This window comes from Sulfitobacter sp. SK012 (assembly GCF_003352085.1).
In the GTDB taxonomy this organism is placed as follows: Bacteria; Pseudomonadota; Alphaproteobacteria; order Rhodobacterales; family Rhodobacteraceae; genus Sulfitobacter.
On record NZ_CP025805.1, the window covers coordinates 23,380 to 48,200 of the forward strand.

18 protein-coding genes and 6 pseudogenes are annotated in these 24,821 nt (G+C 53.3%); 8 read left to right on the forward strand and 16 right to left on the reverse strand.

What is annotated here, in order from left to right; translation table 11 throughout:
- Positions 1–17 precede the first annotated feature (17 nt).
- A complete protein-coding gene (locus C1J03_RS23430) occupies positions 18–4,505 on the forward strand; it encodes a chemotaxis protein CheB (protein ID WP_114889177.1) in 4,488 nt (1,495 codons plus the stop codon).
- On the opposite strand, the gene C1J03_RS23435 is transcribed toward C1J03_RS23430, so the two are convergent.
- Positions 4,500–4,910: a winged helix-turn-helix domain-containing protein gene (locus C1J03_RS23435; RefSeq protein ID WP_368073938.1), complete on the reverse strand. Its 411-nt coding sequence runs from the start codon at positions 4,908–4,910 to the stop codon at positions 4,500–4,502. The two genes, C1J03_RS23430 and C1J03_RS23435, sit on opposite strands and share 6 nt — an antisense overlap.
- A 17-nt stretch (positions 4,911–4,927) precedes the next feature.
- Here C1J03_RS23435 and C1J03_RS23440 point away from each other — a divergent pair, with 17 nt between their 5' ends.
- On the forward strand, positions 4,928–5,230 hold the full coding sequence (locus tag C1J03_RS23440; protein ID WP_114889178.1) for a cation transporting ATPase C-terminal domain-containing protein: 303 nt from the start codon (positions 4,928–4,930) through the stop codon (positions 5,228–5,230).
- 155 nt (positions 5,231–5,385) lie between these two features.
- On the opposite strand, the gene C1J03_RS23445 is transcribed toward C1J03_RS23440, so the two are convergent.
- Positions 5,386–6,690 carry a ferredoxin reductase family protein gene (locus C1J03_RS23445; protein ID WP_114889179.1) on the reverse strand — a complete coding sequence of 435 codons (1,305 nt, stop codon included), beginning with the start codon at positions 6,688–6,690 and terminating at the stop codon, positions 5,386–5,388.
- A 136-nt stretch (positions 6,691–6,826) separates the two neighbouring features.
- On the opposite strand from C1J03_RS23445, the gene C1J03_RS23450 reads away from it, so the two are divergent.
- Positions 6,827–7,813: an IS5 family transposase gene (locus C1J03_RS23450; protein ID WP_254694307.1), complete on the forward strand. Its 987-nt coding sequence runs from the start codon at positions 6,827–6,829 to the stop codon at positions 7,811–7,813.
- 29 nt (positions 7,814–7,842) lie between these two features.
- The gene (locus C1J03_RS23455) at positions 7,843–8,259 is read left to right on the forward strand and encodes a DMT family transporter (RefSeq protein ID WP_254694308.1); all 417 of its coding nucleotides are present in this window, start codon (positions 7,843–7,845) and stop codon (positions 8,257–8,259) included.
- Between the two features lie 266 nt (positions 8,260–8,525).
- Here C1J03_RS23455 and C1J03_RS23460 read toward each other — a convergent pair whose 3' ends face one another.
- From C1J03_RS23460 to C1J03_RS23470, 3 genes and pseudogenes are all read right to left on the reverse strand, one after another.
- On the reverse strand, positions 8,526–9,479 hold the full coding sequence (locus tag C1J03_RS23460) for an alpha/beta fold hydrolase (RefSeq protein ID WP_114889181.1): 954 nt from the start codon (positions 9,477–9,479) through the stop codon (positions 8,526–8,528).
- 279 nt (positions 9,480–9,758) lie between these two features.
- A pseudogene (locus C1J03_RS23465) lies at positions 9,759–10,443 on the reverse strand (IS6 family transposase).
- A gap of 376 nt (positions 10,444–10,819) precedes the next feature.
- Entirely contained in the window at positions 10,820–11,728 is a 909-nt protein-coding gene (locus tag C1J03_RS23470) for a DMT family transporter (protein WP_114889182.1), read from the reverse strand.
- A 390-nt stretch (positions 11,729–12,118) separates the two neighbouring features.
- Here C1J03_RS23470 and C1J03_RS23475 point away from each other — a divergent pair, with 390 nt between their 5' ends.
- Positions 12,119–13,045, forward strand: coding sequence for an ABC transporter transmembrane domain-containing protein (locus C1J03_RS23475; protein ID WP_114889183.1), 927 nt, complete (start codon positions 12,119–12,121; stop codon positions 13,043–13,045).
- A gap of 111 nt (positions 13,046–13,156) precedes the next feature.
- On the opposite strand, the gene C1J03_RS23480 is transcribed toward C1J03_RS23475, so the two are convergent.
- The 5 genes and pseudogenes from C1J03_RS23480 to C1J03_RS23505 form a co-directional block, all read right to left on the reverse strand.
- Positions 13,157–13,504: a hypothetical protein gene (locus tag C1J03_RS23480; RefSeq protein WP_114889184.1), complete on the reverse strand. Its 348-nt coding sequence runs from the start codon at positions 13,502–13,504 to the stop codon at positions 13,157–13,159.
- 493 nt (positions 13,505–13,997) lie between these two features.
- Complete coding sequence (locus tag C1J03_RS23490) at positions 13,998–15,518, reverse strand: bifunctional aminoglycoside phosphotransferase/ATP-binding protein (protein WP_114889186.1); 1,521 nt, start codon at positions 15,516–15,518, stop codon at positions 13,998–14,000.
- Positions 15,519–15,571: 53 nt separating this feature from the next.
- Positions 15,572–16,045: a hypothetical protein gene (locus C1J03_RS23495; protein WP_114889187.1), complete on the reverse strand. Its 474-nt coding sequence runs from the start codon at positions 16,043–16,045 to the stop codon at positions 15,572–15,574.
- Between the two features lie 236 nt (positions 16,046–16,281).
- Positions 16,282–16,407 (reverse strand): annotated as a pseudogene (locus tag C1J03_RS25855) (IS6 family transposase); the annotation flags it as partial.
- Between the two features lie 105 nt (positions 16,408–16,512).
- On the reverse strand, positions 16,513–17,034 hold the full coding sequence (locus C1J03_RS23505; protein WP_114889188.1) for a YecA/YgfB family protein: 522 nt from the start codon (positions 17,032–17,034) through the stop codon (positions 16,513–16,515).
- A 311-nt stretch (positions 17,035–17,345) separates the two neighbouring features.
- Between C1J03_RS23505 and C1J03_RS23510 the strand changes: the two genes are divergently transcribed.
- Entirely contained in the window at positions 17,346–18,074 is a 729-nt protein-coding gene (locus tag C1J03_RS23510) for an STAS/SEC14 domain-containing protein (protein WP_114889189.1), read from the forward strand.
- A gap of 73 nt (positions 18,075–18,147) precedes the next feature.
- On the opposite strand, the pseudogene C1J03_RS23515 reads toward C1J03_RS23510, so the two are convergent.
- The 4 genes and pseudogenes from C1J03_RS23515 to C1J03_RS23530 form a co-directional block, all read right to left on the reverse strand.
- Positions 18,148–18,809: pseudogene (locus tag C1J03_RS23515) on the reverse strand (IS6 family transposase).
- 336 nt (positions 18,810–19,145) lie between these two features.
- A complete protein-coding gene (speB, locus tag C1J03_RS23520) occupies positions 19,146–20,102 on the reverse strand; it encodes an agmatinase (RefSeq protein ID WP_114889191.1) in 957 nt (318 codons plus the stop codon).
- A 72-nt stretch (positions 20,103–20,174) separates the two neighbouring features.
- Positions 20,175–20,778, reverse strand: a pseudogene (locus C1J03_RS23525) (IS5 family transposase); the annotation flags it as partial.
- A gap of 16 nt (positions 20,779–20,794) precedes the next feature.
- Positions 20,795–20,974, reverse strand: coding sequence for a hypothetical protein (locus C1J03_RS23530; RefSeq protein ID WP_114889192.1), 180 nt, complete (start codon positions 20,972–20,974; stop codon positions 20,795–20,797).
- A 202-nt stretch (positions 20,975–21,176) separates the two neighbouring features.
- Between C1J03_RS23530 and C1J03_RS23535 the strand changes: the two genes are divergently transcribed.
- Together C1J03_RS23535 and C1J03_RS23540 are read left to right on the forward strand one after the other, a co-directional pair.
- Entirely contained in the window at positions 21,177–22,205 is a 1,029-nt protein-coding gene (locus tag C1J03_RS23535) for an IS110 family transposase (protein ID WP_114883818.1), read from the forward strand.
- Positions 22,206–22,691: 486 nt separating this feature from the next.
- Entirely contained in the window at positions 22,692–23,681 is a 990-nt protein-coding gene (locus tag C1J03_RS23540) for an aldo/keto reductase (RefSeq protein WP_114889193.1), read from the forward strand.
- Between the two features lie 226 nt (positions 23,682–23,907).
- Here C1J03_RS23540 and C1J03_RS23545 read toward each other — a convergent pair.
- Together C1J03_RS23545 and C1J03_RS23550 are read right to left on the reverse strand one after the other, a co-directional pair.
- Positions 23,908–24,132: pseudogene (locus C1J03_RS23545) on the reverse strand (IS6 family transposase); the annotation flags it as partial.
- A 70-nt stretch (positions 24,133–24,202) separates the two neighbouring features.
- A pseudogene (locus C1J03_RS23550) lies at positions 24,203–24,637 on the reverse strand (CoA transferase); the annotation flags it as partial.
- Positions 24,638–24,821 lie beyond the last annotated feature (184 nt).

Below are 24,821 nucleotides of genomic sequence, written 5' to 3' on the forward strand. Positions count from 1 at the left end.
CAGAAATTCGAGACGATATGGCACGCAAAACATCAAAACTTGCGGTAAAAGGCAAACCTAAGCCAATCCGTTCAACGGTCGCAAAGCCGAAGGCAACAGCAAATGTTGAAGTTGCTATTCCTGTTGTTGGCCTAGGTGCATCTGCAGGCGGCCTTCAAGCCTACAGCGCCTTTCTTGACGCTGCTCCGTCTGACACTGGCGCAGCGTTTGTCTTGGTCCATCATGTCGATCCGGACCACAAAAGCCTGATGGCCGATCTATTAGCCAAACACACGGAAATGCCCGTGGTGCTGGCCGTGGATCAGATGCCAGTGCAGGCAAATCATGTCTACGTCATTCCCCCAAACAGTTATCTGGAGATCAAGAAAGGGGTTTTGCACCTTTCGGAGCCAACTGACCGCCGCGGCACACGCCTGCCGATTGACTTGTTTCTACGATCTTTGGCCAAGGATTTGGGGCAGAACGCCATTGCAGTGATCTTGTCAGGCACCGGCAGCGACGGGTCTGCTGCCATTCGCGAGATTAAGGAACAGGGCGGCATCGTTCTGGTGCAGGACCCTGCCGAGGCTCAGCATGATGGCATGCCGCGCAGCGCGATTGCGACCGGAGCGACCGATCACGTTGTCGCGGTGGCAGAGATGCCAGACATCATTACCAGCTACGTGCGGCATCCGTTCGTTAAGAATGACAGTGCCAAGAAGGTGCTTGGTGAAAACGCCAAGGGTTCGTTGGAGCAGATCATTGCGGTTCTGAAGGCGCATTCGCCGATTAATTTCGATCTCTACAAGGATGGCACGTTACTGCGCCGGATTGAGCGTCGGATGGCGCTGCAACACATGGAAAATTCTGGTGACTACCTAGCGCTTTTGAAGGACTCGGCGGAGGAGGCGCAGAACCTCTGTGCCGACCTTCTTATCAGTGTCACGTCATTCTTCCGTGATCCTGATGCTTTTGACCACCTCGAAAAGACGGTGCTTGAGGGATTGGTCAAGTCCCATGACGCAGGGCATCCGGTTCGGATTTGGGTGCCAGGATGTGCAACTGGCGAAGAAGCCTATTCGCTGGCGATGCTTGTCATTGAGAAAATATCGACGCTGCGCAAAGATGTGAAATTGCAGGTTTTTGCTTCGGATGTGGATGAGCGGGCGCTGACAGTGGCGCGGAATGGGGTGTATCCGGATTCTATCGCTGAAGACGTTTCTGCGGTCCGGTTGAGGCGGTTTTTCACCAAGGAAGATCACAGTTACCGCGTAACGCCGGAACTGCGTGATGCAGTTGTCTTTGCCAACCAAAACATCTTGGCAGATGCTCCGTTCTCCAAACTTGACCTGATCTCGTGCCGCAATCTGATGATCTATCTCACACCAGATGCACAGGAACGGATTATTCAGATGTTTCACTTTGCGCTCAATGACGGTGGCGTTTTGGTATTGGGCATGTCCGAGACGACGGGCAATCACGATGCTCTCTTTGAGTCGTTATCAAAGAAGTATCGAGTCTATAAACCTGTCGGCCACACGCGCAGCCGCGCGTTTGATTTCCCGATTGTGCAACGCCCCTACGCGAATGCGGGTCTTGTCCCAACGCGCAGTCCTTTCCAAGCGGCTGGCACCAAACTTGCGGAACTGAGCCAAAGCCTTCTGGTGCAACACTACGCCCCCGCAGCCGTCCTGATTAACGCCCAGTCCGAAGCGCTGTATTTTGAGGGCCCCACGGACAAATACCTCAGGGTGCCATCGGGCGAAACAAGCCGCGATCTGTTGGCCATGGCGCGGCAGGGACTTCGCGCGCGTTTAAGCAGCGCCGTTCGGGCGGCGCGCACGCAAGACGCGGTGGTCAGCGAGAGAGCCACAATCACGCGCGGTGACGACCGGGTTGGTGTGACCATTCAGGTGCATCCGGTGACGCTCGATGAAGCCAAGTTGTTTCTGGTGACCTTCGCTGATGAACCCATGAAAGTGGTTGTTCCCGCACCTAACGAAACGAACACAGAAGCGAACCGCCAGCTAGAGCAGGAACTTGAAACGATGCGTGCTGACCTGCGCACAACGATCCGCGACTATGAACTGTCCACCGAAGAGCTGAAGGCCGTCAACGAAGAAGCCATGTCAATGAACGAGGAGTTCCAGTCGACAAACGAGGAACTGGAGACCTCCAAGGAAGAGCTGCAGTCCCTGAACGAAGAGTTGACGACGCTCAATACCCAGCTTCAGCAAAAGATTGATGATGAACGTCGAATGTCGGATGACCTCAACAACCTGCTGTCAAGCTCGGGCATTGCAACGCTGTTTCTGGATACTGACTTCAAGATCATGCGCTTTACACCAGCGACACGTGAGCTGTTCAACCTGATCAGCAAGGATATTGGGCGACCCTTCAGCGACATCACTGGCAAAGTCAAAGATCCGGGTTTGCCCAAAGACGCAGAAGCCGTGCTTGAAACCCTTGTTTCAGTTGAATGCGAAGTTGAAAGTGACGACGGACGGTGGTTTGTTCGTCGTATCCTTCCCTACCGCACGCAAAGCGGCAAGATTGATGGCGTCGTAGTAACCTTTTCCGAAGTGTCCGACCTCAAAGCTTTGCAGCACGAGACGGCCACTGCCCGAGAGCTTGCCGAGAGCATTATCGGCACGGTACGTGAACCAATGCTGGTGCTTGATGCCACGTTCAAAATTCTCACGGCCAGCCGGTCGTTCAGTCGTATATTTGAAACTGCCGCGGTCGACGTCATTGGAAAGAACTTGTTTTCGATCCAAAATCGGCAGTGGGATGTGCCGCAGCTTCGCAAACTGATAGAAAGCGTCTTGCCAGATCAAACCTCAGTAGAGGCCTTTGAACTGACGTTGAACGCGGGCGATCTTGGTCGACGGCAAATGGTTCTGAATGCGCGCAGGATCGTGGGCCGCCCCGAGCATGAGGAGAGCATCTTGCTTGCCGTAGAAGATGTGACCGACAAGAACTCCGCGCAACAGGCGATTCTCGACCGCGAGGCACGGCTCAGCGCTATTCTTGACGCCGCACCCGAGGCTATCTTGACCATTGATGAACATGGCATTGTCGGCACCTTTAGCCCGGGTGCAGAAGAGATTTTCTGGTTCAAAGCCGAAGAGGTGCTTGGTCAAAACGTCAATATGCTGATGCCTGAGCCTGACCGGAGCAAGCATGATGGCTATCTGGAGCATTACATCAAGACCGGGGAAAAGAAGATCATCGGCATTGGGCGCGAGATGGATGCGGGCCGTAAGGATGGCTCGCGGGTCCCGATCCGGCTGACGGTGTCTGAGTTGGAGTTGGACAGCGCGCGCCATTTTCTGGGGATCATTCATGATCTCACCTTGGACAAAAAGCGACAAGCCGAACTGCAGCGTGCCCAAAAGATGGAAGCCGTCGGGCAGTTGACCGGCGGGCTGGCGCATGACTTTAACAATCTTCTAACGGTTGTAATCGGTAATCTTGAACTGCTTGAGATGCGCACCGACGACACCAAACTGCATGAACTGATTAATGAGGCATTGGAGGCGTCCAATCTTGGCGCCGCGCTCACCAGTCAGTTGCTATCTTTTTCGAGAAGTCAGTCCCTCGCACCTGAGCATGTCGCCTTGAACGACCTTGTGAACACGATGCTTCCCATCCTTGAGCGCACCCTTGATGAACAAATCGCCATCGAAACCCATCTGGCCGATGATTTGCGTGCCACCTTGGCCGATCCTGGACAGATCGAAAGCGCCATTCTCAATCTGGCGATCAATGCGCGCGACGCGATGCCGGATGGCGGAAAGCTCACAGTTGAAACCCGCAATGTTGCACTTGATGCTGATTATGCCGCAGCTCAGGTCGATGTGACGCCCGGAGATTATGTTTGTCTGTCAGTGACTGACACGGGCGTCGGAATGTCACCTGAGACGCAATCGCGGGTGTTCGAGCCGTTCTTCACCACGAAGGGACCGGGTGCCGGATCGGGTCTGGGGCTGAGCATGGTATATGGATTTGCCAAGCAATCGGGTGGTCATGTTGTGATCTACAGCGAGATGGGGCAGGGCACGACCGTTAACCTATTCTTGCCAATCGCTGCTGAAGCAGAGGCAGGACAGGAGAGTGCAAAGTTAGGAAATATCTCTGCGTCGGTGGGTGAAACGATCCTTGTGGTCGAGGATGACCCGAAGGTCTTGCGCTTGACAGTCACTCGTCTCGAAGAGCTGGGGTATCAAGTCATCGCAGCCACGAATGGTCCAAAAGCGATAGATGTTCTAAAACGGCACGAGGATATTGATCTCGTCCTGTCCGACGTCGTGATGCCCGGCGGTATGACTGGTTTTGACGTTGCCGATCAGGCACTGGCGTTGCGACCGGACTTGAAAACCCTGCTGGCCACTGGTTATGCCAAAGGGGTTGAACCGCGTGATGCAGCGTCTATCAAAACCGACCACAGGATTTTGCGTAAACCCTATGGCATGAAGGAACTGGCGCGCACTTTGCGTGAGCTACTGGATGGCAGCACGCTATGAAGTTTCGACGTCCGCAGTGAAGGCATAGCCGATACCGCGGACGGTTTTGATCAGAACTGGCGTGCTCGGGTCACGCTCAATCTTGCGGCGTAGGCGCGCGATCCGATTGTCGATGGTACGATCAAGTGGAGACCATTCCGCGCCATTCAGCAGGTCCATCAAACGATCACGCGACAAAATCCGCTTGGGGTTCTGCAAGAAGACATTGAGCAGACGGAATTCTCCACTTGTCAGATTCACAACAGCGCCAGTACGGTCAAGCAGTTCGAATTGATCGAAACGCGCCACCATGCCATCGAATGAATGTATTGTGATATTGTCCGCTGAATGCACATCATTGGTCTGCGCAGGCAGGGAACCAGCGCGATCACGCCGTATCACCGCCCTCAGGTAAAGGTTACTCACTGCCTCTGGCGCAAACCATGTCGATGAATATGCTGGTTGTCCTTGAAATATTTCACCTTTTCTACATTCGAAATATCTTTGGACCGTCGATCAATTGGGCGACTTTGAAAGGGACGCGGCCGGTTTGGATTAGCGTTTTTCTCGTCACTGCAGCGCAATTCGCAGCAACCTACTTGCCTGCGGCACAGCCTGTACTCGGGACACAAGCTGTGCCTGTGCTAGACGGAATGCTGATCATTACTATAGGCGTCATTTTCTTTGCTATTATTGAAACGGAGAAGCAGTTGCGTCTGATCCTCACCAGCAGCAACGAAATCTGAGTGGTCTTTAAATGGTGCACCGTTTCCAGCGCAAGCTAAGCAAAAAGGGCATGAATTAGCGCAGTACAAATGCGAGAATTATCAAGCATAGTATGATGTTCATAACTCGGATCGCCAAAGAAACCCGCCGCCGCAGACTTATTTGCTTGAATGGATTAGTCATAATCGAACCGCTCCGACAGGATACGATGAGAGGGCGTTCCCCTCTCAATCAGGTGATCTTCAACGATATCCATCATGATAGCGGGTCCGCACATTACAAAGACCCATTCGCTGATCTCTTTTGCTGAAAAAACGCGATCTATGAGCGCGGCATCTATGAATCCTATCTCTCCGTGCCAGGTTTCTGGCGGCTCTGACACGACATAGGTCACGTCCTGCTCCCCCAATTCGTCACGACAAGCAATCTGATCGACCACCCGGTTTCCATAGATTAACTTCACCTTGCGCGGGTCCCCGGTCAGACGCATTTGCCTGAGGATGCCCAGCAGCGGCGCAAGCCCAACACCACCTGCAATCAGAGCGACCCCAGGTTCGGCGCGGCCATTGACAGACAGATTGCCATATGGGCCGTCAAGATAAGCGACCGTTCCAGCCTTTATCCGGCCAAGGGTTCGTGTGAAGTCGCCAAGCTCTTTAATCATAAAGGCAATTTCCGTTCCGGCCGCCGGTGCGGAGCAAATGGAGAACGGATTTTCCTTCATCGAGAATGAACTTTGTCCCACATTCAACCAGACAAATTGCCCGGCTTTGTAATCAAGACCTGAATGACCGTCTGGTTTCATGATCACTTCCCATTGCTTTGGCGTCAATTGGGCAACGGAAGTCACGCGCCAAGGTCGTGCCTTGTCCAGAATGGGTACCAACAGATAAACATAAAGCAGCGATCCAACTGCAACACCCGACATTGCCAGCCACACCCAGGTCATCGCAGGCTGTGATCCATATCGCCCCGCATAGACGGTGTGATGTAACAAAAGCAGCGCGATCAAGAGCGCGCCGATCCCGTGTATCAGGCGCCACGTCTCATATTTGTAGTCCAGTTGAGTGCGCCCTATCGCCAGAAGAACAAGACTTGGAAAAAGCAGATAGGCTCCAATGCCTGTGGACAGAGCGGAAAAATCAGTTGTTATTGTTAGTTGCCGCGTGGGGTCCCAAGGGCGTTGACCACCGGAAGGCGTACCTTGGTAGAGAAATGGGTGCAGCAAAGCAAAGACCAGTGCCGTGCGAGCCATGATCTGATGAAACCGCATGGTCACATCCATACCAACGCCATTCGAAATACTCTTGAAGCGACCGGAGAGGACGAATTCCATGAGGACCATCGAGAAGGCAAGAATACCAAGACCAGATGCAAGTTCCTGGTGAAACGGGCGTGGTGATCCCCCGACCACCCAGGACAAGATCAACGGCAATGTGACAACGACAAGGTAAGCGACGATCAAAAAGAGCGGTTTCATTTATCCAGTTTATTCCACTTCCTCTGTACGCTCAATTTCGAACTATTTTCAGTGCTTTTTGCGTCAGAACGGCGTTGTTGCACAGATCGCCTCTTCACTGATATCACGTCGGTTTGTTCCATTCAGGATGTCGTAAATGCCGCATAAATTCAACGTCAGTCGTCGTGACAAGATCCCAAAACAAAAGCATAGTGTGATCAATGGGCCCGAGTACAACGAATCTCTGCGACGGCGCGCTGATCTGACGGTTTGGATCAGTGAAGATGCACCTAGCTTGTGGTCGGCACAGCGCCAAAAGACGCGTGGTGGACAGCCGCGCTATTCGGATCTGGCGATTGAGCTTTGCCTGACGCTCGGTATGGTTTTCCAACAACCGCTGCGCCAGACGCAAGGATTGATGCGCAGTATCGCGGCTTTACTGCGAGTCGAGATTGCGGTGCCTGATTTCTCGACGCTCTCGACGCTCTCGCGCCGGGGCAACGGCTTGGTTTTGTCAGAAAGGCACAGATCGAACAGTCGCGCTCCGATCCATCTGGTTGTGGACAGCACCGGATTGAAGATCTTTGGTGACGGGGACTGGCTTGAGGAAAAGCATAAAACCAAGCGCAAACGGCGCTCTTGGCGCAAACTGCACCTCGGTCTTGATCTTGCCAGCGGCGAGATCGTCTGCGCGGACCTCACCACCGATGACGTCGGCGATCCGACGGCGCTGCCAGATCTCTTGGACCAAGTCGACGGTCCGGTTGATCTGTTCTTCGCAGATGGAGCTTACGACGGAGAACCAACATCTGATTTGCTAGCCGCTCGGTTCGGATCGATGATCGAGGTCACGATCCCGCCTCCCAAAAACGCAATACTGAGTCTCAATGCGGCCAAAGATCCGACGGCACGTGACGGCCATATCGCCGAGATCGCAACCCATGGGCGGATGGCCTGGCAGAAAGCCACTGGCTACAATCAACGCAGCCGAGGTGAAACTCTCATAGGCCGTTGGAAAACAGTTATTGGGCCCAAGCTAAAGGCGCGCAACTTCGAAAATCATAAAACAGAGGCCAGGATTGGCGTGCAGGTTCTCAACAGAATGACCGGACTTGGCCGGCCACGTTTCGAACGCACCGCCTGAATTCCGTCTCCGGTAGGGCGCGTTCCCAGTTGCAGCTGATCCGTGCAACAAGGCCATTTGCAGCGGCGATCTTGATCTTTCAAAACCGGGTGCTGGCGCGCACAGAGCATACGGCGACGATCATGTTCTGGATCGGGTTGGTAGCCAGCGCCGGAACGATGCCTCTAGCCGTCGCAAGCTTGACGGAGTTGGGCCTTTCCGATGTTCTGCTGCTTGTGGCGGCAGGAACGCTTGCGACCTTTGGAATGCTCCTGACAGTTGAAGCCTACCGATTTGGCGAGGTGTCAGCGCTGGCTACTTTTCCGTACCTGCGGATCCTCTTTGCTTTGATAATAGGATATATAGTCTTCGGCGAAGTCGCTTCACCACGCGAATTGCTTGGTGCTGCAGTCATTGTCACTTGTGGTCTGTTGGCAAACGGGCTCCGCCGTCCCGCGTCCCATTAACATTCAAATTAGACATTTTTGTATAGAGGTTTACGGGTCTTATCCGCTGGAACTGGAAAGTAGTTGGGGCTGGCGCCAATTATAAGATGGATCGGCAAACCTATGAGAATTTTTTACGGATTCCGGTTAGCACAGCCTCTGCTCTCACATTTCTTCAAGAGCCTCTAGAAATTGACGTAACATAAGCGACATTTCAACTTGGTTGCAACAATGCGATCCAGCGGGGCACGTTCTAACCTATCAATTTGCCAGATGGCTAGGCTGATTTAGGCGCTTCCCACTGGTTCAGTGCCGCTGAAAAACTCGACTATCTGGTTCATCACCTCCCCACCGACTTCAGGGATTTCCGTCAACACATCGTGCTTTGCATTTTTGATTACCTCGAACGTCCCATTTGGCCATCTTTCCATACGATCTTTTATCGCGCGGTTATCGACCAGTTCGTCCAATTCACCGCAAAACGTGATGCAGGGAATGTCAGGTGAGTGCATTTTTGATAGGCTTCGACATTCAGCAAGGCCTTGATAAAGCCACGCCATGCTCGGTCCACCGATTTGCAAATCAGGGACGGCCCGAGCCTGATCGACCCAGTATTCATACATATCTGAGTTGCGAGTCAGGTTATTCTTTTCGAAAGGCGTCTTTAGCATATAAATCTCGCCACTCTCACCGGGAACATAGATGTGGCCTTTGCCAATCTTCTGCGCCGCCCATGAGAGGGGCCAAGCTGCAATTCGCTGTAACGGTGACATTTTTATGCCAAACATAGGGGAGATAAAGGCAGTCGCCGCAACAGGTAAACCTTCTAGCATTGCACGTAGGCCGATACAGGCTCCCATCGAAATTCCGACAAGAAACCAAGGCTTCGGCAAATCAAGTTCCTCAGCCGCTTTGACCATTGCCGCAACATCTTTCTGGTAATCTGAAAAACGATGGATGTGGCCAGTGTGTGGGTCCTCGGCCATTCGATCAGAGAGCCCCTGGCTCCGCCAATCAATCACCACAGTCGCAAATCCGTTTTTGTCGAAATCCTTGGCGACCCGCCCATATCTTTCAATGTACCCAAAGCGTCCAAGGAACAGCAAGATGGTCCCTTTGCAATCCTTGTCAGCTCCATAAGTGCCTACACGCAGGCGCACGTTATTATCTGTACGCACCCAATAGGCCGCGCCCTGAGAGGGCCCGTCCGCAATTTCTGAGTAGAATTTTGCCTTGTCCATTTATCCACCTACGATTGATTAGGTGTTCAGTCCAAGCGTATCAATCGCAAGCCCGGTCTGACCAACCTGTCGTTTTTCCATTCTTGGCAACTCCCTGTCTAGCGCCATTTGAAGCAGATATTTGACTGTGCTACCAGTCGCCGCTTTGCTTCGCAGAGAAGTGGCTCATTCAAAGTGCAACGAACGGCGGCTCTTCACGCGTTTTCTTGAGAAAACGAAATAGAGAGGTTGTGTCGCAAACTTTGTCGTGAGGCGAGATGGGGCCTCGCTCGGATACAATTATCCAGCGAGTTCTGCGAACTGCTCGAATCCGGACAGCCCTGGTCGGTCAAATTGTCCTTTGCGGATCATGTGGGCGACTTCGATGCCCGCCAGAGTGGATGCGGCTGAATTGAACGATTTGAAGGTTTGCATGGGGCGGGTAATCTTCTTTATGAAACGGTGATCCTGTTCGATAATATTATTGAGATATTTCACCTGCAGAACCTCGATCAACCAACACCAGTTATGCATCACCAGCAGGCAATTCATGTTGAACAGACCGGCCGCGTTTGATCCGCTCTTGTCGATGACAACCTTGTCCGGCCAGCCGTTACTGGCGATCACCTTGGCGAAGAATGCGGTCGCTGCCGCCTCATCACGTCGTTCGGACAGCATGAAATCAAGGGTATTGCCGCATTTGTCTATCGCTCGATAGAGATATGTCCACTGGCCTTTGACCTTGATATAGGTTTCGTCCATCCCGCCAAGATCGACCGGTCGACGCCTTCCGACAACGCGCCTCACTGGCAACGGCGACAGAATATTTCTCGGCCCATCGATTGAGCGTTGCATGATCAACATCGACACTGCGCTCGGCCATGATTTCTTCAAGCTCCCGATACGATACTGCAAACCGAACTTAGAAATACACCGCGTATAGGATAACCGATTTCGGATAATGCGCGCTTTTGAAGCTGATCAATCGCTTAAACCTTGAATGAGATGTCGAAAGGCTGCCCAAAGACCGTCACTGTCGAGAAGTGCAACAGCGCTCCAAAAGTTTGCGACACTACCAGCTGCGGTCACATTTCGTTGATCCTATCACAGTATGGCATCTCTCAGGCTTGCAAAGCATACCCAAATTTGACGGCAAGAATTTTCCCGAAACGTTGCTGCTCAGTAATGACAAGCAAATCATCATGCCTGCAAAAAGTGTTCAGCGCTGTCCCAATTTCATATCGTAAAATCTGTTTCTGGATTCGTTTTGCTGACGTTGTCCGTATTGCTTGTGCACTTTGGCCCGAAGGCGTGCAGAAGTCGCGTCTGGCGCGAGCATGTAAACAAGGATGATTGCGTGATCAGGATGCGGACACTGACTGGGGCTTGCTCAGCATACCCGAAGCCAAAAATACACCCGCCGCCACGAGGGTGACGCCAGCCACCTTCAGCGGCGTCACGGTTTCACCAAGAAAGGCCACACCACCCAACAAGGCAAGGATAGGGGTCAGGGCACCAAAGGCAGCGGTCTCGGCAGCTCCTAGGATTTGCACTGCGTAACCGAACAGGAACATCGCCAAAATACCGATTATGAAGCTTTGAAGCACGATCATCACGGCGATGTCCCTCAAGCCGGATGTGGCAAAGCTAACATTGCCCGTGGCCAGCAACAGAGGCGTCATAAGCAGCGTACCCCAAAACAGTCCAATGACCAGGCCATGCAGTGGGCTGAGACCGCTATGGCGAAAAATGACGGAATAGATAGCCCAAGCCCCTGATCCGGTCAAAAACAACAGGTGGCCCTTCCATGCGCCATCGACTGTTCCAGCGAGCATTTGCCAAAGGCTGACGATCATTGCGCCAGCCAATATCATCGCCAGACCAAGCCGACGGCGTGGGCCGATAACTTCTCCTGTCATGGCATAGGCGGCCAGTGCGGTCCAGAAAGGCAGCATGCCGGGAGCCAATGCCCCGCCATCCGAAGCAGGCGCATAGGTGAGCCCCGTGGATACCACGAAGGGAAAGACAGCGCTGGCACCAACCATCAACATCGCAGCGCGTGGCCAGGACTGTCCATGCGGCATCACACCCAAACGCCACATAACCGGGGCCATAACTAAGGCACCGGGCACCAGACGAAGAATAAGGAGTTCTTCGACCGTGAAGCTGCCCTTTACCGCGAACCGCGTGACCAGCATGAAAGCTGCCCAGATAGTCACTGTGAAAAGCGCAGCTATGAGGCCAAGCGCCCGTGTCCTCGGGAGGTTCATCGATCCGGCCTTTCGTGGGGTAACTATCGGCTAGATTAAACTTGATTGTGGGAACATGCACCAGCCGAACGCGTATCCCGCTGTCACACCGATGGAGAAAACGGCAAGATCAATACGTTCTGGTAGTGGCGCAAAGTTTCGGATTTCAGTTGCGTTGCCCGGCGTGTCGAACCAGGCCCAACACTTTCCCTAGACTCAGTCAGGATTGAAGAGTTGATCAGTTTCAAAGGTGCGCAGTACCCGAAATCCGTGATCCTATACGCCGTGTATTTCAACGTACATCGCAACAGTTGCCTTGGATCAACGCAAGTGAGGCGCGCATGGGTAGCTTGTAAAGGCTCACCTCTGCGCAACTGCCAATGTTGTAAATCCGTTTCGCAAGGACTTCCTATGTTTCAACTATATGCCGCAATCTGGCGCATCAGTGGACCTCGTCAGATTTTTCTCATTCTTCTTTCGCTTGCTATTGCGGCTCTGGCTGCTGCTCCACTGAAATTTCAGCAAGAGATCGTTAACCTTTTGACAAAAGGCAACTTTGAGACGTCTCACCTCTTCCTGCTTGGGGGGGGGATGATAGGAGTGATCGTGCTTAGTCTGGGGCTCAAATGGCTCATGGGGTACCGGTCACAGCTACTGGGGGAAAACGTGATCCGCCTCATTCGGGGAAGGCTGCTTCAAGAGGCTGCAGATGAAGAAAAGTCGCATGGCGACATTCTTACGGGGACCTTGTCGACGGCTATTTCAGCCGAAGCTGAAGAGCTTGGGAAATTCACAGGCAGTGCCTTTTCCGAACCTGTAATGCAGATCGGCACTTTGATCAGTGTGGTCAGCTTTGTCGCCTCAACTCAACCGGGTCTCGGCATCGTGGCGCTTTTGATAATCGCACCTCAGGTGGTTATCGTCTTATCTACACAGCGCAAGGTAAACGCCCTGTTGGCGGAGCGCGTCCGATTGTTGCGCCGTGCGACCGATCAGATCACGGCGACGGAGCTTCAGGTCGTCGTGAAATCGGTTTTAGAGGATTTTGACCGTATCTACGACGTCAGGCGATCAATGTTTAAGTGGAAATTGTCGACCAAATTCCTGTTGAGCACTATCAACGGCGCGGGGACAGTTTCTGTTTTCATGCTTGGCGGACTGCTTGTTTTAAAAGGTCAAACAGATGTCGGCACCATTGTTGCGGCGACTATGGGACTGGGTCGGTTACAAGGCCCAACAACTTTTCTGATTTCGTTCTATCGGCAGGTCAGTGCAAACCGTGTCAAATTTGAGCTTCTGCGCGGGCTGTCGTTGCACAAAGATGCCGCTGATGGATGAGGCAGCTTGGTTGTGTCGCAAACTTTGTCTTGAGGCGAGATGGGGCTCAGGTCAAACACGTGCTCAGCTTTTTGCACTTGTCAAATTGCGGCGACATGCTCAAAATTTATGTTAGGGTACAGGAGTTTGCTGATGCACTATTCGCAGCCACATTCCGTCATCCTGCAAGTAAGACGAAGTGCATAGAGCTTCGTAAAGCGCCACATCACTTCGTTCGGCAGAGATACGATAGGCGAGAACGGCGACGCCCTTTTCTTGTTTGAAATAGCGTTCAGTCATCACGACAGACCGCCATCGCTGCGCAACGCCGCTCTCCCGCCAAAGGGCATCACCCCGAAGAATTCTTGAAGGATATGGTAAAACAAAAACAGCATCCTTCGCTGTCATATGCCGTGCGCTGTCAGCACCTTCCGTCCAAAACCGTTCTTCAAGGTTCCAAAGGTCGTCTTCATCAGTCATATTTTACGCCCTTTCAAGCCAACTGGCTTTGAGCCACGCGAGGTTGGTAGCGCTGCGTCCCAAATCGGGCGCTTGCATGGCTACAAACTTAATCCAATCGCACGGAGCGAATGCGCGAATTCTTCTAAATCAAGCACTTGAACAAGAAGGCCCTAAGTACTGAGAGGCTCAAGTAAGGAGTACAACAAATGAAGCCAGCGTTTTTACGCGCCGTGCATTTAGGCGTTGCCTTGCCGTTTCAAGTTTAATGTGAGCAGCTTCCAATTGCATCAACGCTCGCTCACGCTGTTCGTAAATCTTTCGTATCTTAGAGCCAGGGTTTCCGATTACTAAAAGGCTAGGTTGGCAATTTGATGGAAACCAGGTTTTCACTTCGTGCAACGCTGTGTCCCAGGCACGATCTGCTTCCAGATAACGCTGGTAATTTACCAACAAAACACGTCGTCTCGTTACAAGGTAAGTATGCATTTTCCTCTCCAATCTTTGATTGAAATCAGGTGTTTTTAGTCAGATGCAAGGCTGTTTGAGCCTTTGTAATCGTATCATTCAGTGAACCTGCTGTAGACACAATGTGCCAATCAGTGGGCGCTTTGCAGATTTTTGACTGTTGCCGGACCACGCTCTCATCCGCATCCGAGGCGTCACCTGAACGGGCCTGAACCCGGTCAATCAGGACCGGCAGGGGCGCTTTAAGCCAGAGCGCCTGCAGCGTGACACCCGCCTTGCGCGCAATGACCCCTGCTTCCACCCTGATGGCCGAGTCTAAAAATGTCGCGTCTAATAGAACGGAGTGGCCAGCGGCAAGTATCCTATCTGCGCGCTCAAACATTCTGAGATAGACAGCATTCCGTGTCTCAGTTGCATATTTTTCCAAAGAGAGACGTTCCTGTTCGCCCACATCAAACATCACCTTACGCTCCAAGTCGCTGCGCAAGTGCACCGCTCCTGGCGATCTGCCAACTGAAGGGGCCAGCGCACGTGATACAGCTGTTTTACCTGTACCTGATAACCCCCCAATCAGCACCATGGACGGCGTTGGTGGCCGCAAGAAGGCTATCGCTTCATTGAGAAACTGAGCCGCATCAGGGCTTGGGGCCACTCCGGTCGCCGTGGCCGTCTGTACCGATACCATCGCGCGAATAGCAGCCCTGATAGCCACGAACAGGGGTAGGGTTGCGAGCCCTTCATCTTCGCTGTCCAAAGCAGCCAGAAGGTAAGCATTCAGCACCATATTGGCTGCACGACCCTGGTGCCGGTGCAGAAGATCCATGATTAGAAAAGCCAGATCATAAAGCACATCGCAGGTGCCGAGCGCCTCGTTAAATTCCAGCGCGTCAAAAGGCACCGGTTTATCGTCTAAAAGTACTAGATTTCGAAGGTGCAAATCACCATGGCATCGCCGCACATGCCCTGCTTCAGTGCGACACCGCAGTAGCGCCGCAACCCGCTTCAACATTGCACGACTTTCATGATGAAACCGATCGATCAATCCCGATCCCAATGGCTCCTTCATCTCTACAAAGACCCGGTCAAGCTCATCCAGAATACCCCGGATCAGGCGTTCACCGTCGTCGTCGCGTTGTGGATTCTGGGCATGATATTCAAAAACGGCCGTTCCCAGTTTGTTGGCAAGTGCGTCGTCAATGCCACCCGCATCTGCAATTGCGGCCAGTTCGTCTGTTTTAGGGAACCGCCACATGCGTAGTACCCATTCAACGGGGGCACCATCCCCGTCAAGTGCAAGGCTCCCATCAGACATGCGCGTCACAGGTATGACGTCATGATAGATTCTTGGTGCTGTGGGTTTGTTTAATTCTAATTCGCGGCGCAGCATGACTTCGCGCAAGTCCAACGTGGAAAAGTCCAAATAATCGTAGCGGACTGCGCGTTTGATTTTGAGCGCGACATCCCCGGCCAAAAAGATCAACGCGCCATGCGTTTGGACCATCTCAACTGGCCCGCCACCGGGATGCCAGCGTGGCGACTTCAGGAACGCAATGACCTCGTCTTGCATGATGAACAAACCTTCCGAACCAGTCTCATAGACAATGTAAGAACGCGCTTTGACTAATAGTTGATGCAATTGGCAAATGCAGGATAGCGGTGGGTTAGAGCTACTTCGACGAGCACGCCCGGCTCACGGGTCAAAATTTCGTCCAGCAATTCCTCTACCAATCGGAGAAAGCCCGTATTGCGGACTCCCGCATGTCCCATAGACTTTGTGGAGACAGCTATCGCTAAGGGGCTGAAACGGCACCGCGCGGTTAACAATAATTTCGGCGCGTATTCAACACCCACATATGTATTTAGGCACTGCCAAAATACCTTAGCCTCACGGCTGCCGTACGCAAGTAAAGTTCGGGATTCCGGATTTGCGAGGATCGTTTCAAACAAAATCTGATCCGAACTTTCTGGATAGATGGTTACGTCAATTCCTTCATCAACCCCAAGATCAGTTATGTCCAAAGCTAACATTTTTCTCGGATCTATGGTGCCGATGGGTTTCCGGAATTGCCCTGTGTTTGGAATATCGTCGTGCATGTGACCTCTCCTAGGAAAGGGCAGGTCGGTTAGGCCCACCATCCATCTCAGAATGACGCTGCTTTAGTGACAGAAATTGATATTTCTCATTCAGCTGAACAGGAAAACGGTAGTGTTGCAAAGTTCTGGATTTCAGTTGGGTTGCAGGGCGTGTCGAGCCAGACCGCACACTTTCCCGAGACTCAGTCAGGGTTGAGGAGTTGGTCAGTTTCAAAGGCAGCCACTATCCCAAATCCGTCATCGTGTACGCCGCGTTCTGCCATGATCTCTTCGAGATCGCGATACGAAACGGGAAAGCGAACGTAGAAATACACGGCGTATAGGATCACTGATTTCGGGTACTGCGCGCCTTTGAAGCCAATCGTCCCGTTCTGATGCTCATCCGCCAATTCAAAATGCGGCGGCTATCACAGGTTTGTACGCTGGCCCATATTCTGAAACTTTGCGGCAGAGCCCTCTTGGGCCACTCACCAAAACCTATGAATAGCTACCACTGATTGGGGTATCTCCGCCGCTGCTTGCTCCAGTGTCTCGTCTAGCTTCTCTTGCGGTATGCCCATCATTGAATTACCCCCTTCATCAATCAGGTGCACCATTATCGGCGTGATAAGCTTGCCTCCTATGCCGCTCTCCGTGAGTCTCAGCCACTGTTTATGTCGCATTGAGACAGCTTCCATAAACCCCTCGCACCAGTCCATTGCAATGACGTGGCCTTCTCGAGCTTCCCAGAAGATGGGTTCTACCTCGGGAGGATCAAAGGCAAGTCCTTGGATGATACTATCGTAAATCAGCGCGATGCTCTGCAGAACCCAATCGGGCACGTCATCAGGTGAGCCTCCCAATGCAACAGGCATCCACTCTTCAGCAGAGATAGAACTGGGAGAGCAAGCCACTCCATGCAGAAAGCCATCCAAGTCAGACAGCATCATGCAATCATCTGGGCTGTCATCTGAGGAGAGATAAGTATCTAGGCTTTCGAGGTCAGACATGTTCGTTCATCCGTGTTGCTATGTGAAAGTCTTCAAGGCGGGCCTCTGAGAAAATCCTCTAAGCACCCTATCGGCATCAACATGAAAGACAACATCGCTGGCTCAATAATACAGAGGGTCTTGTCGCGCAGTTAGCGCCTTATGGTTGCGGTGGTTTCTTTATCGGCTCTGATGCAATCCTGCTTTGCGCTGCGCAAAGCCAGCGATACGACGGCTTTACCTGTCTGACCTTTGGGTGCGTTGATCTGGATCAACCTAGCTCAATCCTCAGTACCATAGGGTTATTCGGTCACCTTAAAGGAGAAGCGATAATGATTGCGGTTAAATCTGGGGCGCAAGAGAGCCTGCTTGAGGTGTACATGTCTGCACCGATCACGGACAAAGACTATAGCGATGTCCTGATGCCCGCCTTGGACGCGGCGCTTGCCCAAGGTGAAAAGGTGCGGATGCTGGTGGTGCTGAATGCTGGCCTAACTGATTTCACAATGGGCGCACTTTGGGACGACGCTAAGCTGGGCGTAAGTAATTGGAGTGGGTTTGAACGGGTTGCCATAGTTACCGCCAACACGGCAATGGCACGAATGGTCCGCGCGTTTTCTATCCTGATGCCCTGTCCTGTGTCAGTGTTTGGTAAAAAGGCTGAGGACGAAGCCCGCCTTTGGCTGTTTGAATCGTTAGGTGCTATCCATCAAACCGATTTGGGCAGTGGCACGCTGCATGTTGAGCTACTGGGTAAGGTTGGCGCAGACGTCTATGCCTCTGAAACCGAGAACCTGAATGCCTTTATTCGTAAGAATGACCGCTTCCGCCTGTTGCTGGACATTAGGCGTTTCGACGGCTGGCAGGGGCTTGGCGCAATGGCTGCGCACTTTCACCTTGTTCGCGATCATGTTGGCCAGTTGGACCGGGCAGCCGTTGTCGGCGATTCGCGCTGGGAAGCGATGGTCGTGCAGGTTGTTAAACGCCTGATCGGGCAAGAGGCGCGGTATTTCGGAAATAATGATCTCGAGGCCGCCAAGGCGTGGATTAAGACAGATTAAGCTAGGTGTTCAGCCCCGGCGGCATCGTCAAGTTGTCGGCGATCGTTCGCAACGATAGCCGGGGCGCTAGATCTCAAGCAGCCTTAAGCTCACGCGTGATGTCGTCCCAAATATCCAATGGGCATCGGCTCTCGTCTGGCGATAGGCAGCTGCTGAAAGGGTGTGGCGGCGCGGGCGGAAGACGGTTTTGACCTGATCATGAACGGAAAGAAATCGCTGGGCTTGTCTCGGCGATTTGAACCTCCCCATGATCTTTTCTCGCCGTCGGGTCGGCCTGTGTGACCCTTCGGATCGATTGTTGAGACCCTTATGGCTGCGATGCTCTATTCCCGGAGCAAGCTCCTTCAAGGCGGTGCCATAGCTTCGGAGTTTATCGGTGACAATCACCCGTGGCTCACCAAATGCCTTGAATAGTTTGGGGAAGAACCGAATCGCGGCCCGTTTATTGCGCCGAGACTGCACGAGGATGTCCAGCACATCGCCTTTGCTGTCGACAGCGCGCCACAGCCAATACTTCTTACCATTTATCGGAAGGACGACTTCGTCCAGGTGCCATTCGCCCGCCACTTTAGGTCGATCTGGGCGGATCGCCTTGGCATATTGTAACCCGAATTTCGCAACCCAAGCGCGGATGATCTCGTAGCTGACCACAACACCGCGTGCGGCTAACAGATACTCAGCATCGCGCAAACTCATGGGAAATCGATGATAGGCCCAGACGGCGTATGCGATAATCTCAGGTGGAAACCGTTGACCTGAAAAGGTGCCAGATTGCTTGGGTTAGGTCATGCGCCCACGTACCGGCTTTTGAGATGTCCCGCAACTTGACGATGCTACTCCTATTTCCGAGCCAATCCAGATGTCGTGTCGGACATCGTCATCACGCTGCGCACCGGTGCCTTACCAGGGAGCAAAGCCCGCCCGCTGCAGGAAATGGGCGGACCCTTCTGGGCCACGCATCCCGGATATCCATTCGAAAGACCCCCAGTTACCCAGCCAGTTGAAAGGTAGACGTTGCGATCTCGGCAAAGCGGGGTGCGAAGCGACCAGGTTCTGATGGTGGGCTAAAAGTCATGGCGTGGCTTGCTGTGCGTGCAAGATCCGGCCGATGATATTCAGCAGAAGCTGGGCGGCCAAAGTCGTTGTACTGCCTGTGTGGTCATAGTCTGGCGCGACCTCAACCAAATCAATCCCCACAATCCGTTGTCGCTTCGCAAGGATCGCGACCAGTTCTAGCACTTCGTAGTAAAGAAACCCGCCATGGCTGGGCGTACCTGTTCCCGGTGCAATCGATGGATCGAAGCCATCAATGTCAATCGTCAGGTAGATGTCCACATCGGCAGGTACGCGTGCAGCGACGGCTTCGACACCCAGCTTGCGGATTTGGCGCACGGATAGAATGTCTGAGCCGCGGGACCGCGCATCGTTGTACCCCTCTTTCGCGGTAGATGACACGTTACGGATGCCGAACTGGCTAAGGCCCGTCACATAATCCTTCTCGACAGCTCGGCGCATCGGGTTACCATGACCAAATCGGACACCATGACGCTCGTCGACAAAATCCAGATGCGCATCAACCTGCACCAAGTGAATATCGCCAAAGTCTGAGAAGGCGTTAATACACGGGATATTCACTGAATGATCACCCCCGATGACGACAGGCAGCGCGCCCGCACCCAATATCTTGCGCACACCGAACTCGATGTTTTTGTGACTGTTGATCGTGTCCGTGTGAATAATATCGGCGTCGCCCAGATCAACGATACGGGCCTTTTCAAGGTACGTCACATCGTCTTCGTGATCATAGGCCCCAGCATGTCCAAAGGAAAACAGCATTGATGCCTCGCGCACGCCGCGTGGGCCAAAACGTGCGCCGGGCCGCCATTGCGTGCCAAAGTCGAACGGCGCCCCAAGAATTGCGACATCGGCGTCGATGTTGTCCCAATCCTCCACATATGGGTATTTGCCAAAGGTTGCGATGCCAACAAAAGGCAGGTTCAGACGTCCGGACTGGTAGCCATGGGCCATGGTTTTTCCTTTTGGGTTGGCATTGTTGCACAAATTTGTCTGAGGCCGAGCTTCCCCTCACCCAAGACGGATTTAGCCTACGGTCACGGTACGTGGTATGCCAAGTGCTGTGAAGCCGTTTAGGATCGCTGCACGGATTTGGATCTCCGCAACCTGCCGATCAAAGTCGCGCGCTGAGAGGCCTTGACCCAGTAGTTTCACACAATGCATCTTTGTCTCAACCCGGCTTCTCCGGTGATATCCGGTCACCTGTCGCCACAATGCGCGGCCCAGATACTTTGGGCCCGCACCGCTTCGTTGCGCGCTCTGGCACCGGGTGTGTCGGCTTAGCATTCTTGCGCGGCGGTATGACGGCGTGGGCCTTTCGCGCGGCAATCGCATCATGGCATTTGCGTGTGTCGTATGCCCCGTCGGCGGTGACGCTGCCGATGTCTTGATCTGGCGGGATCTGATTGAGCAGATCAGGCAGCACAGGTGCGCCACCGATGCTGCTACTCGTGACCTCGATTGCACGTATTTCCAGTGTTTGCTCATCAATCCCGATATGCATCTTGCGCCAGAGGCGGCGTTTAGGACCGCCATGCTTGCGGGCATTCCATTCGCCTTCACCCTCAACCTTGATGCCTGTACTATCTATTAGCAGGTGCAGCGGTCCGGCTGAGCCCTTGTATGGGATGGCCGAGCTCCTCAATTTAATGGGCTGTAGCACAGGCCTCCATCGCAACAAGGCACGTGGGTTGCCGGCTTATAAATGCAAGAAGCTGAACCCGCGTCAGTTTCTTGCAAAAAATACCCGTCCCGCTGGCACAGGCCACGTGAAGTTGAAACACGCGCTTTGCAAGGTCTATGCCGATCATGGTGACTTCTGACATGGATACTCTCCCTTTGAGTGATGCTCTCTTAAACATCACAGTGGCACATTACGATTCCGGTAGGTGGGGGCATCCACATGGTGTAATCGCGGGATGAGTCGCCATGAAACTTCAAAAGAAGTTGATGGTGGTTGTTCCCCGATAAGATGAAAATACGGGCTCATGACGAGGTGTCTGGCCCAAGCATCATTGGAGAACAGCCATGGCCGATTATATCGGACTCGACGTATCAATGAAAGAGACTGCGATTTCCATTCGGCGCGCAGGTGCGCGCGTTTGGCGAGGGAAATGCAATTCAGATCCAGCGCGAATTGCGCAAATTGTTAGAAAGCGCGCACCCGGCGTCGTGCGGGTGATTTTCGAAACTGGTCCGCTGTCAGTGTGGTTTTATCATGCTTTGAAGGAAGAGGGACTGCCTGCTATTTGTATCGATGCACGCCACGCTAAGGCGGCGCTCGACATGGCGGCGAACAAAACGGATGCAAATGATGCAGATGGTCTGGCTCAGTTAGCTGAGGTCGGTTTTTATCGAGAGGTTCGCGTGAAAGGTTATGACAGTATGCTTGCTCGTTCACTGATAGCTGCGCGAACTCGACTGGTCAGGATCACAGTCGAATTGTCAAACCAAATCCGTGGGCTCATGAAGACGTTCGGATTGATTGTGCCTTCGGGCAAAGGACGCAGCTTTGACGCAAATGTTCGTAGACTTCTGGTGGATCAGACCGAGCTCTCCAACATTCTATTGCCACTGTTGAATGCTTGGCACGACATGCGGATGCGCGCAGCGGATCTTACAAAACTGCTGCTCGCGGTGGCGCGCAAAAGCCACGCCTGTCGACTTCTCATGACCATCCCTGGAGTGGGTGCAATTACAGCCACGTCCTATGCGACAGCTATTGAAGATCCGGGTAACTTCAAAAACTCACGCGCTGTCGGGGCCTGGCTCGGACTGACCAGCCGACGATACCAATCTGGGGAGGTTGATTACAGCGGCAGGGTATCTCGCCGCGGAGATCGACATCTCAGAGGGCTCCTTTACGAGGCCGCACTCGTCATCCTAACCCGGTCAAAGATGCAAAGTGATCTGCGAACATGGGCGCTCAAGCTTAAGGAACGTGTTGGCACGAAACGCGCAGCAGTCGCATTGGCACGCAAATTGGCAGTCACAATGCATGCGATGCTGAAAACCGGATCAGCGTTCAATCCGATTGCTCAACCATTAAGCCTCTAAACACCCTCTTGCGCTCGACATCCTGAGCGCGGCGAGACGTCCCTGCCGGGACGTGGGTTGAGTAATTCCGTTTGATGGGCTGCACCGGCATTCACTGTTGAGTGCGTCATCCACATTGGAAGCTCCACCTGCTAAACCCATCATGCGGCGGCTATATGTCGACCGCGAAGACGACCCTGCACCCGGCATACGAGATCTCGACCCTCAGGAGCAAAGTGCAAGACCAGCTTTGCCAATCTACGTAGGAGCCCGAAAAGGTACCGCGATTGCTGGGTTATGGGAAAAAGTGCTTGCAAAACACTATGCGATTAGACGACGCCATCAACAAAGCCTCTCAACTGTCTCTATTACGTTCTCTCAAGAACACGTGTGAAGAGCCGCCGTTCGTTGCACTTTGAATGAGCCACTTCTCTGCGAAGCAAAGCGGCGACTGGTAGCACAGTCAAATATCTGCTTCAAATGGCGCTAGACAGGGAGTTGCCAAGCATGGAAAAACGACAGGTTGGTCAGACCGGGCTTGCGATTGATACGCTTGGACTAGGCGGCGCACCTCTTGGAGGAAATTTCGTTGATCTCGACTACGCTCAAGCAGCGGACTTGATACGAACCGCCAAAGAAGCTGGCATCAGCTACTTCGATACCGCTCCATGGTATGGGTTTGGAAGGTCCGAGCGTGTCATGGGCGATATGCTTCGCGGCACAGAATATGTGCTTTCGGACAAGGTCGGAAGACTTCTTCACCCGGGCGCAGTCGCAAACCCGATGGATTTTGGCATGATTGATCCGTTACCGTTCCACGTAGTTTACGATTACGGATACGATGGCATTATGCGCGCCTATGAAGACAATCTTCAGCGCCTCGGGATCGACAAAATTGATATCCTCTTTGTTCACGACATCGGAGCTTTCCAGCATGGTGAGGAAAACGTGCGCCACTTTCGAGATTTGGAAAAAGGCGGTTATCGCGCAATGGATGAATTGCGCAAGACAGGGCAAGTCAAAGCAATTGGACTGGGTGTTAACGAGAACGAAGCCTGCATGGATGCCCTGAAAATCGGGAACTGGGACGTTTTTCTATTGGCCGGACGTTACACACTGCTCGAGCAGACGCCACTGGACACGCTTTTCCCAGCCTGTAGTGCAGCAGGGACATCGATCATCTGCGGAGGCCCTTTCAATTCTGGCATTTTGGCGGGCCGGGAAATGTGGAACTACACAAAGGCACCCGCCGAAATCATAGAGAAGGCGCGTGCGCTCGGTGCTGTCGCCGACACGTGGGCTGTTCCTCTGGCGGCCGCGGCCCTGCAGTTCCCACTGATGAATGATATCGTCAGTTCCGTGATACCGGGCCCACGTGATAAGCGCGAACTGGAGCAAATCATTGACTGGTTTAAAACAACAATTCCAACGGAGTTTTGGGCGACGTTAAAATCAAAAGGGCTCATTGACGAAGCGGCACCTGTACCGTCCCGCTAAACGAAAACCGGTGGCCCGCCGCATCCAAGTTTCATATTCCGCGTGCGGGCAAACGCGACAGGACCTGCGCAAGAAAAGCTCGAGCGACATGTTCCTGTGAGGGGCTCAGATTGATCCGGCCTAGATCGAGCCAGCAAAGCGGCTGAGGTGGGCAATTCCCAACCTCGTGAATGACATTTTGGCAGATCAGTCCCGTACGCCATCAGGAGGCAGGATGCTCCCTGAGCATCCGCCACGAACAACCCGTTGGGGCCTTTCGACGATGCGCTTCAGCAGCGATGGTGCCCGCATATTTCTCGACCCAGCGGTTGAGCGTTGCATGATCCAAATCGACGCCGCGTTCTGCCATGATCTCTTCGAGATCGCGATACGAAACGGGAAAGCGAACGTAGAAATACACGGCGCATAGGAGCACGGGTTTCGGGTACTGCACGCCTTTGAAACTGATCAACTATTCAATCCTGACTTGGTCTCGGGAAAGTGTAAGGTCTGGCTCGACACGCCCGGCAACGCAACTGAAATCCGAAACTTTGCGACACTACCCGCCATTGCCCGTCACCGCCGACGCCCAGATTGATATGCCCGTCGCTGGTGGCCACAACGCCCATTGGCGTGACCGTGGGGTGATCGTTGCCTGCGCGCCCCGCAACCTCGCCGTCAACCAGATAGCGGGCAGCCTGAAAATCCATCAAGGCGATTTGCGCTTGCAACAGCGAGGTCTGCACCCATTGCCCTTGGCCTGATTGAGTGCGTTCCGTGATCGCCACCAAAATGCCAGTGGCCGCATAAAGCCCCGCAGACAGATCCGCCACGGCGGTGCCTGCACGTGTCGGTGGCCCGTCCTCAAAACCGGTGGTGCCCATCAGCCCGCCCATGCCTTGGGCGATCTGGTCAAATCCTGCCTTGTTCTCGTATGGCTCGTCTTGGCCAAAGCCCGAGATCGAGGCGAGAATGATACCAGACTAGCTTCTCGACGCTGTTCATGGTCCTGAACAAGCCATAACAATGTCGTCGCTGCATTCCGCCAGTTCACCAGGTCAGGGCATTTTGATAGCGCTAGAATTTTGGATGCTTGACGAAACGCTGTTTGCCTTTGATTGTGATTATTAGAGACTGACAGCAGGTGTTGCCGAACCCGGC